We start from the raw sequence: 15,269 nt of genomic DNA on the forward strand, positions 1-15,269 counted from the left end.
GCTACGGCGCCTTTCGCCCGCCGGACCGGGCTCCCGCCGCCTGCTCCGGTTCCCCTTCCGAGTCACGTTCGAGCTCGGCACGTTCCTGGGCGATCTCACGGCCCAGGAAGTAGTTGAGCGCCGTCCGGATGGCGGCGATCGCGGCGAGCTGTCCGATCTCGGTGAAACTGGGCGCCACCGCGGTACGCAGCACATCGCCCGCCAACTGAAACTCGAGTCCCAGCACGAGAAACCTGCCCAGCGTCAGCCGGATCCGGTTGAAGCCCCGCCCGTCCCCCCCGCCACGCACCACGGCCGCAACGAAACGGACGAACGCCCAGATCGCCCCCACAAAAATGATCAATGCGCCTGCGGTCTCCACCACCCGTACGAGGACACCGATCGCCTCACGCAGATCCGACTTCGGCAGTACCTCCCACGACAGGATCATGCCTGGCGGTTACCCGCCCGCAGGAGTCATCTCACCAAGCGCCTGCCAGGCCAGTCCGATGGCAGACACCAGGCACCGCCCCACAGCCCACATCCGGCGGCCGGTCAAGGCCCCTGGTCCCCTGCTCACCCATCGTCTGTGTCGACGACATGGCCAGCGCCCATCCAGTCTTGGGGACCGCATACCGCGGTTCATCGCCTGCGGACTGGAACATCCGTCCAGGTCAGAGCCATTCGAACTGCCTATACGGACAACGAGCTTTCACTCGCGAGCAGCGGATTCGGTCCGTTCACCCAAGGCCATACGCCCGCCTGCTGAGACGTTTCCGCAGATCACAGACGCGCATGGTGGGGCGGGTGGGACTCGAACCCACGGCCGACGGATTATGAGTCCGCTGCTCTAACCGGCTGAGCTACCGCCCCATAGCGGCGTGTCGCGTACAAGTGTGCGCGCCGTCTGCCGCAGCATAGCCGCTCATACGATCTCCTGCTTCGTATGGTCGACTTCGCATGCCCTGAAGGACTCCGCTGTGACCTGCGCGGTTCCATGCCAGGGATGAGGACATGAAAAAGGACCCCGGAGTGGGGCCCTCATTCAGCATGCTCCCCCGACTGGACTCGAACCAGTAACCTGCCGGTTAACAGCCGGCTGCTCTGCCAATTGAGCTACGGAGGACCGAGCTCCCCCGACTGGACTCGAACCAGTAACCTGCCGGTTAACAGCCGGCTGCTCTGCCAATTGAGCTACGGAGGAATGCCTCGTTGCATCGAACGCACCTACCTGGGTAATCGCCAGGGGGCGTGCGCTCGCTGCGACACATACATTAGCGCAAGCAGGGGGGTGCTCCGCCAATCGGTTCCCCCAGGCACCGACGCCGCACCAGGGACCTACCAAAGGGAAGGGTGGCAGCCATGCGCTACCGAGTCACGTTCGCCGTCGGACTCGCCGTCGGTTACGTCCTAGGGACACGCGCCGGACGCGAGCGCTACGAGCAGCTGAAGAAGTCCGCGCGGCAGATCTCGCAGAACCCCGCGGTCCGCAACACCGCCGAGTCGGCGGCCCAACAGGGCCGTGTCTTCGCGGGCAAGGCGTACCACACGGTCAGCGAGAAGGTCGGCGACCGAGTCCCGGAGACGGTGGCCCAACGAGTCCGCAACCTCCGCGAACGCAGCGCCCACAACGGAGGCGCGGAGGACGACTGGGGCACAAGCAACACGTGACAGCACGTCTGGGATGCCGATGACAGCCACGCCCTCAGGGGCGCGGGGAACTGCGCGACCAGCCACACACAACCCGCACCCGAAACCCAACACGCACCCCTACGACGCCCACGGCCCAAGCAAGCGCAGCGCTACGGCACAATTTGGGCCATGGGGATAGTCGCCGGGTTGGACAGTTCGCCCGATTTCACTCGCATCGTCGTCTGCGACGCGGACACAGGCGCCGTGCTCAGGCAGGGCTATGCCCCGCACCCGGTGGACTCACCGGACGGCACCGCGCGCCCCTCCGACGTCGACCCACAGGCCTGGCTGCTCTCACTCGGTGAGGCGGCCGGCGGCGGGCTGCTCGAAGGCGTGCAGGCCATCGGCGTGTCGACGCAGCAGAACGCGCTGGTCCCGCTCGATGCCCAGGGCAACACCGTGCGCCCCGCGATCGTGGGCGGCGACAGGCGGGCCCAGGTCGCGGCGGCCGATCTGATCGACGCGCTCGGCGGGCGCGAGGCGTGGGCGCAGGCTGTGGGGTGTGTGCCGCAGGCCGCGCAGCCGGTGACCAAGCTGCGCTGGCTCGCCAAGACCGAGCCGGAGAACGCGGCGCGCGCCGCCGTCCTGATGCAGGCGCACGACTGGCTGGTGTGGCAGCTGCTCGGCCGGCCGGTGAGAAGGACCACGGACCGGGGCGGCGCCTCCGGCACCGGCTACTGGTCGGCGGCCATCGGCGGCTACCGCACCGATCTCGTCGAGCTGGCGCTCGGTCACCAGGCGATGCTGCCCGAGGTGATCGGGCCGGCCGAGGCGGCCGGTACGACGCCGGAGGGGCTGCTGATCTCCGCGGGGACCGGCGAGACCATGGCCGCCGCCTTCGGGCTCGGCATCGGGCTGGGCGACGCCGTCGTCTCGCTCGGCGCCTCCGGGTCCGTGATGGCCGTTCACCCCGAGGCGCTCATCGACAGCTCCGGGATGATCACCTCCCTGGCCGACGCGACCGGCATGCACCTCCCGGTCGTCACGACCCTGAACGCCGTACGCACCCTGCGCGGCACCGCCGAACTCCTCGGCGTGGCCGACCTGGAGGGCCTGTCCGACCTGGCGATGAAGTCGACGCCGGGCGCGCACGGTCTCGTACTGCTCCCCTATCTGGAGGGTGAGCGGACGCCGAATCTGCCGCACACGGCCGGCACGCTGGCGGGGCTTCGGCGGGAGTCGATGAAGCCGGAGCATCTGGCGCGGGCCGCGTTCGAGGGCATGCTGTGCGGGCTCGCGGACGCGCTCGACGTGCTGCGCGGGCGGGGTGTCGAGGTGCGGCGGATCTTCCTGCTCGGGGCGGCCGCCGAGCTGCCGGCCGTGCAGGCGGCGGCGCCCGCGCTGTTCGGGGCGCAGGTCGTCGTACCGCAGCCCGCGGACTACGCGGCGATCGGCGCCGCCCGGCAGGCCGCCTGGGCGCTCGGTGTGTCGCAGGGCACACTCGACCCGCGCACCCCGCCCGTCTGGCAGGGCGCGGCGGCGCAGATCCTGGAGCCCGGGGACGAGCTGGCGGTGGGCCAGGCGGTGCGTCAGCAGTTCGTGTCGGTGCGGGAGCAGACGCATCCGAGCGCCTTCCGGCAGTAGCGGTCGGGGCGGGCCGGGCGCGCGGAAGGTAAGAGACCGGTAGGAACGGAACCCGGAAGGCCGTACGAGGCACCGCTGACGGCTTAATCGGTTGAGGTAACACGGCCGGAGTGTTCGACGATAGGGGCCAGGGGCAACCAATGGCCTCCCCATCGCCGACTCCGAGAGAAGCAGCGTGCTCATACGACTTCTGCGGACCCACCTCAGTCCGTACCGAAAACCCATCGCCTGGCTGGTGCTGCTGCAACTGCTGCAGACCTGCGCCACTCTCTACCTGCCCACGCTGAACGCGGACATCATCGACAAGGGCGTCGTCAACGGCGACACCGGCTACATCCTCAGCTACGGCGCGCTGATGATCGGCATCTCGCTGGCGCAGGTCGTGTGCAACCTCGGTGCCGTCTACTACGGTGCCCGGACCGCGGCGGCACTCGGCCGGGACGTGCGGGCCGCCGTCTTCGACCGGGTGCAGTCCTTCTCGGCACGTGAGGTGGGCCACTTCGGCGCGCCCTCGCTGATCACCCGTACGACCAATGACGTCCAGCAGGTGCAGATGCTGGTGCTGATGACGTTCACGCTGATGGTGTCGGCGCCCATCATGTGCGTCGGCGGCATCGTGCTGGCGCTCGGCCTGGACGTGCCGCTGTCCGGGGTGCTGGTGGCCGTGGTGCCCACCCTCGGCATCAGCGTGACCCTGATCGTGCGCCGGCTGCGGCCGCTGTTCCGGACCATGCAGGTGCGCCTCGACACGGTGAACCGGGTGCTGCGCGAGCAGATCACCGGCAACCGCGTCATCCGCGCCTTCGTGCGCGACGACTACGAGCAGCGGCGCTTCGGGAAGTCCAACGCCGAGCTGACCGAGATGGCGACGGGCACCGGCAATCTGCTGGCGCTGATGTTCCCGATCGTCATGACGGTGGTGAACCTGTCGTCCATCGCGGTGGTGTGGTTCGGCGCCCATCGCATCGACAGCGGCGGGATGCAGATCGGTGACCTGACCGCGTTCCTCGCCTATCTCATGCAGATCGTGATGTCCGTGATGATGGCCACCTTCATGTTCATGATGGTGCCGCGCGCGGAGGTGTGCGCCGAGCGCATCCAGGAGGTCCTGGACACCTCGTCGAGCGTGGTGCCGCCGGTCGCGCCCGTGCGGGAGCTGCGCCGGCACGGTCATCTGGAGATCCGGGGGGCGGGCTTCCGCTATCCGGGTGCGGAGGAGCCGGTGCTGAAGTCGATCGACCTTCTCGCCCGGCCGGGCGAGACGACGGCCGTGATCGGCTCGACCGGCAGCGGCAAGTCGACCCTGCTGGGGCTGGTCCCCAGGCTGTTCGACGCGACGGACGGCGCGGTGCTCGTGGACGGCGTGGACGTCTCGGAGATCGACCCGACGCTGCTCGCGAAGACCGTCGGGCTGGTGCCGCAGAAGCCCTACCTGTTCGCCGGGACGGTGGCGACCAACCTTCGCTACGGCAATCCCGACGCGACGGACGAGGAGCTGTGGCACGCGCTGGAGGTGGCGCAGGCCAAGGAGTTCGTGGAGCGGCTGGAGGGCGGGCTGAACGCGCCCATCGCGCAGGGCGGCACCAATGTCTCGGGCGGTCAGCGGCAGCGGCTGGCGATCGCGCGCACGCTGGTGCAGCGCCCGGAGATCTATCTCTTCGACGACTCCTTCTCCGCCCTCGACTACGCCACCGACGCCGCCCTGCGTGCGGCGCTGGGGCGTGAGACCTCCGAGGCGACCGTCGTCATCGTCGCCCAGCGGGTGGCGACCATCCGGGACGCGGACCGGATCGTCGTCCTCGACGAGGGGCGGGTCGTCGGCACCGGCCGGCACCGCGAGCTGATGGCGGACAACGAGACGTACCGGGAGATCGTGCTCTCCCAGCTGACGGAAGCGGAGGCCGCCTGATGGCCGGGCCCATGGGACGGATGATGGCCGGCGGCGGTCCCGATCAGCGCTCGCTGGACTTCAAGGTGTCGGGCAGACGGCTGATCGGCCAGTTCAAGCCCGAGCGGATCACGATCTACGTGCTGCTGTTCTGCGTGGTCGTGAGCGTGGGCCTGTCGGTCGCCGGGCCGAAGATCCTCGGCGAGGCCACCGACCTGGTCTTCGCGGGCATCGTCGGGCGGCAGTTCGAGCCCGGGATGACCAAGGAGCAGGTGCTCGCCACCATGCGCGAGCGCGGCGACGACCAGATCGCCGACATGCTGCGCAGCACGGACTTCACACCGGGCCAGGGCATCGACTTCACCGCCGTCGGGCACGTCCTGCTCTTCGCGCTCGCCGTGTTCGTCGTCGCCGGTCTGCTGATGGCGGTGGCGACGCGGCTGGTGAACCGGGCCGTGAACCGCACGATGTACCGGCTGCGCGAGGACGTGCAGATGAAGCTGTCGCGGCTGCCGCTGTCGTACTTCGACAAGCGCCAGCGCGGCGAGGTGCTGTCCCGGGCGACCAACGACATCGACAACATCGGTCAGACGCTGCAGCAGTCGATGGGGCAGCTCATCAACTCGGTGCTCACCATCATCGGTGTGCTGGCGATGATGTTCTGGGTGTCGTGGCTGCTGGCGCTGGTCGCGCTGGTGACCGTGCCGCTGTCGTTCGTCGTCGCCACGCGCGTCGGCAAGCGGTCGCAGCCGCACTTCGTGCAGCAGTGGCGGACCACCGGCAAGCTCAACGCGCACGTCGAGGAGATGTACACCGGGCACACCCTGGTGAAGGTGTTCGGGCGCCAGGAGGAGTCGGCGAAGCAGTTCGCCGAGCAGAACGAGGCGCTGTACGAGGCCGGCTTCAAGGCGCAGTTCAACAGCGGTGTGATGCAGCCGCTGATGCTGTTCGTGTCGAACATCAACTACGTCCTGGTCGCGGTGGTCGGCGGTCTGCGGGTGGCGTCGGGCTCGCTGTCGATCGGCGATGTGCAGGCCTTCATCCAGTACTCGCGCCAGTTCTCGATGCCGCTGACGCAGGTCGCGTCGATGGCGAACCTCGTGCAGTCCGGTGTCGCCTCGGCGGAGCGGGTCTTCGAGCTGCTCGACGCGGAGGAGCAGGAGGCGGATCCCGTGCCGGGGGTGCGGCCGGAGGAACTGCGGGGCCGGGTCGCGCTGGAGCATGTGTCCTTCCGGTACGACCCGGAGAAGCCGCTGATCGAGGATCTGTCGCTGAAGGTGGAGCCGGGGCACACGGTCGCCATCGTCGGTCCGACGGGCGCCGGCAAGACGACGCTCGTGAACCTCCTGATGCGGTTCTACGACGTCTCCTCCGGGCGCATCACCCTCGACGGCGTCGATGTCTCCCGGATGTCCCGGGACGAACTGCGGGCCGGGATCGGGATGGTGCTGCAGGACACCTGGCTGTTCGGCGGCACCATCGCGGAGAACATCGCCTACGGGGCGTCCAGGGAGGTCACCCGGGGCGAGATCGAGGAGGCGGCGCGGGCCGCCCACGCCGACCGGTTCATCCGTACGCTGCCCGACGGGTACGACACGGTGATCGACGACGAGGGGTCCGGGGTCAGCGCGGGCGAGAAGCAGCTGATCACCATCGCGCGGGCGTTCCTGTCCGACCCGGTGATCCTGGTCCTCGACGAGGCGACGTCGTCGGTCGACACCCGGACCGAGGTGCTGATCCAGAAGGCGATGGCGAAACTGGCGCACGGGCGTACGTCGTTCGTCATCGCACACCGGTTGTCGACGATCCGGGACGCGGACACGATCCTCGTCATGGAGAACGGCTCGATCGTCGAACAGGGCGCGCACAGCGAGCTGTTGGCGGCCGACGGGGCGTATGCGCGGTTGTACAAGGCGCAGTTCGCCCAGGCGGTGGCCGAGGTGGACTGACGTGGATGGCCGTCTGCGGGTCCGTTGTGGCTGGTCGCGCAGTTCCCCGCGCCCTTGAGTACGTGCAGCTGACGCCCCTCAGGGGCGCGGGGAACTGCGCGGCCGACCCCCACCGGACCCGCAGACGGCGTCAGTCCAGATAGCCCCTTAGTTGATCCGCAAACGCATGATCCCTGAGCTTGTTCAGGGTCTTCGACTCGATCTGCCGGATGCGTTCCCGCGTCACGCCGAAGATGCGGCCTATCTCCTCCAGCGTGCGCGGACGCCCGTCCGCGAGGCCGTAGCGAAGCTGTACGACCTTCCGCTCCCGCTCCCCGAGGGTCGACAGCACCGCCTCCAGGTGCTCCCTGAGCAGCAGGAACGCAGCCGACTCCACCGGTGAGGTCGCGTCGCCGTCCTCGATCAGGTCACCCAGCGCGACATCGTCCTCCTCGCCCACGGGCGCGTGCAGCGACACGGGTTCCTGGGCCAGGCGCAGCACCTCGCTGACCCGCTCGGGCGGAAGGTCGAGGTGGTCGGCGACCTCTTCCGGCGTCGGTTCGTAGCCGCGCTCCTGGAGCATGCGGCGCTGGACGCGGACGACCCGGTTGATCAGCTCGACGACATGGACCGGCACCCGGATGGTGCGGGCCTGGTCGGCGAGGGCGCGGGACATGGCCTGGCGGATCCACCAGGTGGCGTACGTCGAGAACTTGTAGCCACGGGCGTAGTCGAACTTCTCGACGGCCCGGATCAGGCCCAGGTTTCCCTCCTGGACGAGGTCGAGCATGGTCAGACCGCGGCCGACGTACCGCTTGGCGACGGAGACCACGAGGCGCAGGTTCGCCTCGATGAGGCGCCGCTTGGCCATCCGGCCCATGACGACCAGACGGTCCAGGTCCAGGGCGAGCTGGCTGTCCAGGTCGGGGGTGCTGCCCAGCTTCTCCTCGGCGAACAGACCGGCCTCGACGCGGCGGGCGAGTTCGACCTCCTCGGCCGCCGTGAGCAGGGGGATGCGGCCGATCTCCCGCAGGTACTGGCGGAAGAGGTCCGAGGAGGGACCGCTGTTGTCGGCGCGGACACGGGCCGGCAGGGGCGCCTCGACCGGCTCGGTGGCGGCGGAGCCGTCCAGCGCCTCGGACGTCGGCTCGGCCGGCTCGGGCGGGGCCTCCGGCTCCGCCTCGGGGTGGTGCACGACACGGCTCTGCGGCGGCACCGCGACGAGAACGTCGGTCTCCGCGTCCGGCGCCGTGCCGTCCGTACTCGTGTCGGACTGGATGAGGGTCTGGGTCTGCACGGGGGCGACCTCCAGGATGATCGCTGCCGAGGCGTACGGCAGCGCTGCTTCGAGGGCGGAGTCGGCGGCCTCGCCGCTGTCCGTCCCGTACGCGATGAGCGGAACCGCGGGGGTGTGGGACCCGTGGGGAACGGATCGGCCGCGCTCCGAGGACTCAGGCACCGGAACCCAGTGTGGAGTACGACACATCACCGCCACGAGGGGCGTGCGGTGACTTTTTGCGTCCGGTCCGTGACCGCGCGGTTACCCTGCCGTACGCGAATCGCCGGAAACCGCTCAGAGCGCCGCGGCGCCCCGCTCCCGCAACGCCTGGTCGTACTGCTGCAACACCCACAGCTCGTTCTGCACGGCGGCCAGTTGGGCCGGGTCGCCGCCCGCGCCCAGACGGGTCAGCTGGCTCTGGATGTCGCGGATGCGGCGCTCGACCGCGCGACGGCGGACGGTCACGAGCTGCTCTCCGGCGTAGTTCTCGTCGACGGTCCTGCGCATGATCGCCTCGACCGCGAGTTCCGTGACCATCGCGCGCACCTGATCGTCGGGGGCCGCCTCGCGGACGCGGACCAGATACTCCTGCCCGTCCTGGACGCCGTACTCGGCGCCGCCCGCGTCCAGGATCGCCTGGCGTACGGCGGCGTACGGCGCGGCGGTGAACTCGTCGACGCCGTACGCGTCGACCGCCGGGGAGACCAACTCGGGGCGCTGGAGGGCGAGTTTCAGCAACTCGCGTTCGGTTGCGTACACCGGGTTGCGGAGGGTCAGGGCCGGTCCCGATGCGCGGGGCGTGGGGGCGGCGTCGTACTGCTGCTGCGGGCCCCGGTTCCCCGGTGCCGGTCCCCTGCCGCCCCGGTCCCGCGCCCAACGCGCCAGCTGGGCCACCCGCTTGACCACGAACTGGGTGTCCAGGATGCCGAGCATGCCCGCGAGCTGGACGGCCACCTCGTGCTGGGCGCCGCTGTTCTTGATGCGGGCGACGATCGGCGCCGCCTCGTCCAGGGCGGCCGCGCGGCCCGCCGGGGTGTCGAGGTCGTAGCGGACCACGATCTGGCGCAGCGCGAACTCGAACAGCGGTGTGCGCGGTTCGACCAGGTCGGAGACCGCGTCGTCGCCCTTCGCGAGACGCAGTTCGCAGGGGTCCATGCCGTCCGGCGCGATGGCGATGTAGGTCTCCGCCGCGAACTTCTGGTCGTCCTCGAAGGCGCGCAGGGCCGCCTTCTGGCCGGCCGCGTCGCCGTCGAAGGTGAAGATGACGCGGGCCGAGCCGTTGTCCATCAGCAGCCGGCGCAGGATCTTGATGTGGTCGCCGCCGAAGGCCGTACCGCAGGTGGCGATCGCGGTCGTGACGCCGGCCAGATGGCAGGCCATGACGTCCGTGTAGCCCTCGACCACCACCGCGCGGCTGGCCTTCGCAATGTCCTTCTTCGCCAGGTCGATGCCGTACAGGACGTGGGACTTCTTGTAGATCGCCGTTTCGGGGGTGTTGAGGTACTTCGGGCCGTTGTCCGCCTCGTACAGCTTGCGCGCGCCGAAGCCGACGACGTCACCGCCGATGTCGCGGATCGGCCACATCAGACGGCCCCGGAAGCGGTCGATCGGGCCGCGGCGGCCCTCCTGCGACAGCCCGGACAGCAGCAGTTCCTTGTCGGTGAAGCCCTTGCCGCGCAGGTAGCGGGTGAGGTGGTCCCAGCCCTGGGGGCTGTAGCCGACGGAGAAGTGCTGGGCGGCGGCCTGGTCGAAGCCGCGCTCGGCGAGGAACTGGCGGCCGGTGTCGGCCTCCGGGCCGGTGGCCAGCTGTTCCATGTACCAGTCGGCGGCGATCTTGTGGGCCTCGACCAGGCGGATGCGTTCGCCGCGCTGGTGGGAGGGGTTGTACCCGCCCTCCTCGTAGCGCAGGGTGATGCCGGCCTGGGCGGCGAGCCGCTCGACCACCTCGGAGAAGGAGAGGTGGTCGACCTTCATCACGAACGTGATGGTGTCGCCGCCCTCCTGGCAGCCGAAGCAGTGGAAGAGCCCCTTGCTGGGGCTGACCTGGAAGGACGGCGACTTCTCGTCATGGAAGGGGCACAGCCCCTTGAGGTTCCCGCCGCCCGCGTTGCGCAGCTGGAGGTACTCGGACACCACGGCGTCGATCGGGACCGCGTCCCGTACCGCTTTCACGTCCTCGTCGTTGATCCGTCCTGCCACAGGGTGATTCTACGGGGCAGAACTGACACTCCTGGGGCGCGTCCAGACTCCGGCCGGGGGTCCGGCCCGCCGCGCAGCGGCTATGGGTTACAGCGTCCCCCGGGATTTGCAGCACGGGGACGGACTGACACCTACGGTGCGAGGGTTTCGAGCGGAATATGCGGATCCGCCAGACTCTCGCTGTTCACCCGTGCCTTCGAGCTGATCAGCTGCTGAATTGCCTCTGTGACGTCCCACACGTTCACGTTCATCCCGGCCAGCACCCGGCCGTCCTTCAACCAGAACGCGATGAACTCCCGCTTCCCGGCGTCCCCCCGGATCACCACTTCGTCGTACGACCCCGGGGGCGCCCAGCCGGAGTACTCCATCCCCAGGTCGTACTGGTCGGAGAAGAAGTAGGGCAGCCGGTCGTAGGTGACGTCCCGCCCGACCATCGCCCGCGCCGCCGCCGGTCCGCCGTTGAGCGCGTTGGCCCAGTGCTCCACCCGCAGCCGGGTGTCGAACAGGGCGTGCGGGAAGGACGCCACGTCGCCGGCCGCGTAGACATCGGGGTCGGAGGTGCGCAGCCGTTCGTCGACCACGACGCCCCGGCCGTGGGCGCGGTCGGCGATCTCCAGCCCCGCCGCCTCCGCGAGGCCGATGCGCGGGGCCGCGCCGATCGCCGCCAGGACCGCGTGCGCGGGGTGCTCCTCGCCGTCGTCGGTGCGCGCGGCGAGCACCATGCCGTCCTGGCCGACGATCTCCGTCAGCCGCCGCCCGAAGTGGAACCGCACCCCGTGCTCGCGGTGCAGCTCGGCGAAGACCGCCCCCAGCTCGGGGCCCAGCACACCGTGCAGCGGCGTCGGCGACGGCTCGACGACGGTGACCTCGGCGCCGTACTCACGGGCCGCCGCCGCGATCTCCAGCCCGATCCAGCCGGCACCGGCGATCACGATGTGTCCGTTGTCCCGGCCGAGCGAGGTCAGGACGCCCTTGAGGCGCTCGGCGTGCGCGAGGCGGCGCAGATGGTGGACGCCGGCCAGGTCGGTGCCCGGGATGTCGAGGCGGCGCGGCTCGGCGCCGGTGGCCAGCAGGAGCTTGTCGTAGTGGACGAGGGTGCCGTCCTCGCCGAACCGCACCGTCTTCGCCGTACGGTCGATCGCGTCGACGGTCTGGCCGAGGTGCAGCTCGATGTCGTTGCGCGCGTACCAGGCGGGCTCGTGCACGAAGACGCTGTCGCGCTCCTCCTTGCCGAGGAGGTAGCCCTTGGACAGGGGCGGCCGCTCGTACGGGTGGTCGCGCTCGTCGCAGATCAGTATCACCCGCCCGGTGAAGCCCTCCGCTCGGAGTGTCTCGGCCGCCTTGGCGCCGGCGAGCCCTCCTCCGACGATGACGAATGTCTGATCCGCGTCGACCACTTGATGCCTCCTCGTAAGGGTGCCGCCACATGAGCGTCCCGCACGCAGCGTGATGCGGGAAGAGGGGGTGACCCGATCAGGCCACGCAGGGTCACTTTCGAGTGCCCGTTCGCCCCTGGCGTCTCATCCGTCGCGCGCGGGTGACGGAACGGCGCCTCACGCCCGTCCGGTGAGCCGGGCGTGCAGCGCCCGCGCCGCCGCGTCCGTCAGGGCCGCGATCTGGTCGACGATCACGCGTTTGCGGGCACGGTCGTCGGCCGCCTCGTCGAACAGGGCGCGGAACTGCGGGTCCAGCCCCTCGGGTGCGCGGGCGGTGAGCGCCTCGGCCAGTTCGGCGACCACGATGCGCTGGTCGGCGCGCAGCCGCTCCTGCTCGGCACGCTGCATGACGTACCGGTCGGCGACGGCCTTGAGGACCGCGCACTCCAGCCGGGTCTCGTGCGGTACGACGAGTTCGGCGTCGTAGCGGGTGAGCCGCCCGTCGCCGTACGCCGCGCGGGTGGCGCTCTCGGCGGCCAGGCAGAACCGGCCGATGAGCTGGCTGGTGGCGTCCTTGAGCCGGGCCTGGGCGACGGCCGAGCCGTCGTAGCCGTGCGGCCACCACGCTTCATCCTGGAGCCGGTCGAGGGCCGCCGCCAGTTCGGCGGGGTCGGTGTCCTCGGGGACGTAGCGTCCGACGGCCACGGCGAAGACGGCCTGCCGTTCGGGCTCGGCGTGCAGGCAGTTGGGGTCGATGTGACCGGCGTGCAGGCCGTCCTCGACGTCGTGCACCGAGTACGCCACATCGTCGGACCAGTCCATGACCTGGGCCTCGAAGGTGGTGCGGGAGCCGGGCGCGTCCTTGCGGACCCAGTCGAAGACGGGCCTGTCGTCCTCGTAGACGCCGAACTTCGGGGACTTCGGGTCGGTGGGGTGGGCGCCGCGGGGCCAGGGGTACTTGGTGGCGGCGTCGAGGGTGGCCCGGGTGAGGTTGAGGCCCACGGAGCCCTCCGGGGTGAACCGCTTGGGCTCGATGCGGGTGAGCAGGCGCAGGGACTGGGCGTTGCCCTCGAAACCGCCGCAGTCCTCGGCGAATTCGTTCAGCGCGACTTCGCCGTTGTGACCGAAGGGCGGGTGGCCGAGGTCGTGGGCGAGGCAGGCGGCTTCGACGAGGTCGGGGTCGCAGCCGAGGGCCGCGCCGAGTTCGCGGCCCACCTGGGCGCACTCCAGGGAGTGGGTGAGGCGGGTGCGGGGGCTGGGGTCCCAGGCCTGGCTCTGGGTGCCCGGCGTGACCACCTGGGTCTTGCCTGCGAGCCTTCTGAGGGCCGCCGAATGGAGTACGCGGGCTCTGTCGCGCTGGAAGGCGGTGCGGCCGGGGCGCTTGTCGGGTTCGGCTGCCCAGCGTTCGACCGCCGACTCGTCGTAGTACATGCACCCGACAGTAAAGGCAGACAGTGACAAACGGGGGGTTGTGTTTCGCCTACTCGTCTGCCGGGATGTGTCGGTTTGCGGGCGCGGGCCCCTGAAAAGCACACCCGCTCCCCGGCGTGCTAAGCCGAGGCCAGTTCCACCGCTGCCGTGACCGGCGTTGTCACCATCCTGTCGTAGCGGTGCAGGAGCAGGCGGGCCATCGCCGGGTGGGTGCCCAGGGGGGCCGACGCGATCCACGGGGCCGTCTGCGCGCACTCCGTCGCGAAGCGGCCGGGGGCCGTGAAGTAGGAGGCCACCGCCACCCTTGTGCGGCCCCGGGCCGCCAGTGCGGCCAAGGCGTCCGGGACCGTCGGGGCGGCCGTCGTCGCGTAGGCCGGGATCACCGGGACGCCCAGGCGGTTGGCCAGGAGGTGGGCCGTGCGGGAGGTGTCGACCTTCGACTCGGGGTCGCGGGAACCGGCCGCGGCCAGGACCACCGCGCTCTCGCGGCGCGTGGACTCGTCCATGCGGGTGCGCCAGCCCGCCTCGACCAGGCGGGCGTACAGGGCCTCCACCAGCAGCGGGTGCGGGCCCAGCGCGCCGGAGACGCGTGCGCGTACCCCCGACTCGGCGGCCATCTCGGGGATGTCACGCTTGATGTGGTAGCCGCGGCTCAGCAGGAGCGGGACGAGCACCGCCTCCCGGTCGCCGAGGGCGGCGAGCGTGTCGGGGAGCAGTGGCTCGTTCAGCTCGATGTGGCCGAGGTGGACCGGCAGGCCGGGGCGCAGGGCGCGGACCTTGTCGAGGAGCGCGCGCACGGTGCTCAGGGCTCGCGGGTCGCGGCTGCCGTGGGCGACGACGACGAGCGCGGGCGCTTCGGGGCGGCGCCTGCCGTCGAGCGAGACGAGGCTGAGCTGGCTGGCGAGCTGGGTGCTGATCCGGTTCATGAGGTGCGCCGTACTGTCGAGGTGGGCCGTCGTGGACTCGTCGTGAAGAGGGTTCGACGCCGTCATGAACCGATAGTGGCGGTGGGACGTTGCCGCCCCGTTTCACGGGAATGACGGGTTCTTACACCGGATTCACCGGCGGGTCCCCGACGGTGTGAGGCGGCATGACCTGCGGTTTCAGCGGCCGAAGTGAAGCTGCTCACGTCGTGTGGGGTGAACCGCGATGGCTGACAGGACGTCCCTGAAGGTCGAGGACAGGCCGTGTGCCGACCGGGGAGGGACCGTCCGATGCGCCGACCGAAGCTGGGCCGACCGAGACTTCCGCGCACCCGCGCCGGGCAGCGTCGGCTGGTGCGGGCCGTGGTGGCCGGATGCGTGCTGGGGCTGCTTCCGGCCACCTGGATGCGGCTCGTCACCGGCGACCGGCTGCACACCACGGCCGACGTGCCGCGCACCGACGTCGCCGTCGTCTTCGGGGCCGGACTGTGGGACGGTGAGCCCTCGCCCTACCTCGCCCACCGGCTCGATGCGGCGGCCGAGCTGTACCGCGAGGGGCGGATCAAGGTCGTCCTCGTCACGGGTGACAACAGCCGCAAGGACTACGACGAGCCGGACGCCATGCGCACGTATCTGACCGGGCACGGCGTCCCCGACTCGCACATCGTCAGCGACTACGCCGGCTTCGACACCTGGGACTCCTGCGTCCGCGCCAAGAAGATCTTCGGCGTCGACGAGGCGGTGCTGATCAGCCAGGGCTTCCACATCCGGCGGGCGGTCGCGCTGTGCCAGGAGGCGGGGGTGACGTCGTACGGCGTGGGAGTCGAGGACCGGCACGACGCGACCTGGTACTACGGCGGCAGCCGGGAGATCCTCGCGGCCGGCAAGGCGGCCCTGGACGCCGTCTTCGAGCCGGACCCCCACTTCCTCGGGCCGAGGGAGGCGGGGGTGGCGAACGCGCTGGCGGCGAAGCGATAGAGGCGCCCGAAA

The 15,269-nt window shown here is 70.3% G+C and carries 11 protein-coding genes and 3 tRNA genes; 5 read left to right on the forward strand and 9 right to left on the reverse strand.

What is annotated here, in order from left to right; translation table 11 throughout:
- Nucleotide 1: 1 nt before the first annotated feature.
- The 4 genes from ACFQ6S_RS18255 to ACFQ6S_RS18270 all read right to left on the reverse strand — a co-directional run bounded on the left by ACFQ6S_RS18255 (nucleotide 2) and on the right by ACFQ6S_RS18270 (nucleotide 1,183).
- Nucleotides 2–430, reverse strand: a complete 429-nt coding sequence (locus tag ACFQ6S_RS18255; RefSeq protein ID WP_383410217.1) for a DUF1622 domain-containing protein — start codon at nucleotides 428–430, stop codon at nucleotides 2–4.
- 345 nt (nucleotides 431–775) lie between these two features.
- Nucleotides 776–852: transfer RNA gene (locus tag ACFQ6S_RS18260), tRNA-Ile, on the reverse strand.
- A gap of 180 nt (nucleotides 853–1,032) precedes the next feature.
- Nucleotides 1,033–1,105, reverse strand: a tRNA-Asn gene (locus ACFQ6S_RS18265).
- A gap of 5 nt (nucleotides 1,106–1,110) precedes the next feature.
- A tRNA-Asn gene (locus ACFQ6S_RS18270) sits at nucleotides 1,111–1,183 on the reverse strand.
- 158 nt (nucleotides 1,184–1,341) lie between these two features.
- Between ACFQ6S_RS18270 and ACFQ6S_RS18275 the strand changes: the two genes are divergently transcribed.
- The 4 genes from ACFQ6S_RS18275 (at nucleotide 1,342) to ACFQ6S_RS18290 (ending at nucleotide 7,092) form a co-directional block, all read left to right on the forward strand.
- Nucleotides 1,342–1,650 carry a YtxH domain-containing protein gene (locus tag ACFQ6S_RS18275; RefSeq protein ID WP_383410220.1) on the forward strand — a complete coding sequence of 103 codons (309 nt, stop codon included), beginning with the start codon at nucleotides 1,342–1,344 and terminating at the stop codon, nucleotides 1,648–1,650.
- Nucleotides 1,651–1,800: 150 nt separating this feature from the next.
- Nucleotides 1,801–3,255 carry an FGGY family carbohydrate kinase gene (locus tag ACFQ6S_RS18280; protein ID WP_383410223.1) on the forward strand — a complete coding sequence of 485 codons (1,455 nt, stop codon included), beginning with the start codon at nucleotides 1,801–1,803 and terminating at the stop codon, nucleotides 3,253–3,255.
- A 175-nt stretch (nucleotides 3,256–3,430) separates the two neighbouring features.
- A complete protein-coding gene (locus ACFQ6S_RS18285) occupies nucleotides 3,431–5,164 on the forward strand; it encodes an ABC transporter ATP-binding protein (protein ID WP_383410226.1) in 1,734 nt (577 codons plus the stop codon).
- On the forward strand, nucleotides 5,164–7,092 hold the full coding sequence (locus ACFQ6S_RS18290; RefSeq protein ID WP_383410229.1) for an ABC transporter ATP-binding protein: 1,929 nt from the start codon (nucleotides 5,164–5,166) through the stop codon (nucleotides 7,090–7,092). The genes ACFQ6S_RS18285 and ACFQ6S_RS18290 overlap by 1 nt, the downstream gene beginning before the upstream one ends.
- Before the next feature lie 130 nt (nucleotides 7,093–7,222).
- Here ACFQ6S_RS18290 and ACFQ6S_RS18295 read toward each other — a convergent pair whose 3' ends face one another.
- The 5 genes from ACFQ6S_RS18295 to ACFQ6S_RS18315 form a co-directional block, all read right to left on the reverse strand.
- On the reverse strand, nucleotides 7,223–8,530 hold the full coding sequence (locus ACFQ6S_RS18295; protein WP_383410232.1) for an RNA polymerase sigma factor: 1,308 nt from the start codon (nucleotides 8,528–8,530) through the stop codon (nucleotides 7,223–7,225).
- 114 nt (nucleotides 8,531–8,644) lie between these two features.
- A complete protein-coding gene (gene dnaG / locus ACFQ6S_RS18300; RefSeq protein WP_383410235.1) occupies nucleotides 8,645–10,549 on the reverse strand; it encodes a DNA primase in 1,905 nt (634 codons plus the stop codon).
- Nucleotides 10,550–10,680: 131 nt separating this feature from the next.
- Nucleotides 10,681–11,946 carry an NAD(P)/FAD-dependent oxidoreductase gene (locus tag ACFQ6S_RS18305; protein WP_383410237.1) on the reverse strand — a complete coding sequence of 422 codons (1,266 nt, stop codon included), beginning with the start codon at nucleotides 11,944–11,946 and terminating at the stop codon, nucleotides 10,681–10,683.
- 156 nt (nucleotides 11,947–12,102) lie between these two features.
- Nucleotides 12,103–13,356 (reverse strand): deoxyguanosinetriphosphate triphosphohydrolase, encoded by a 1,254-nt coding sequence (locus ACFQ6S_RS18310; RefSeq protein ID WP_383410240.1) that lies wholly within the window; start codon nucleotides 13,354–13,356, stop codon nucleotides 12,103–12,105.
- 119 nt (nucleotides 13,357–13,475) lie between these two features.
- Entirely contained in the window at nucleotides 13,476–14,348 is an 873-nt protein-coding gene (locus ACFQ6S_RS18315) for a sirohydrochlorin chelatase (protein ID WP_383410242.1), read from the reverse strand.
- 222 nt (nucleotides 14,349–14,570) lie between these two features.
- On the opposite strand from ACFQ6S_RS18315, the gene ACFQ6S_RS18320 reads away from it, so the two are divergent.
- Nucleotides 14,571–15,257, forward strand: a complete 687-nt coding sequence (locus ACFQ6S_RS18320) for a vancomycin high temperature exclusion protein (RefSeq protein ID WP_383410245.1) — start codon at nucleotides 14,571–14,573, stop codon at nucleotides 15,255–15,257.
- Nucleotides 15,258–15,269 lie beyond the last annotated feature (12 nt).

The sequence above is a fragment of the Streptomyces sp. NPDC056479 genome, from assembly GCF_042795335.1.
Lineage (GTDB): Bacteria > Actinomycetota > Actinomycetes > Streptomycetales > Streptomycetaceae > Streptomyces.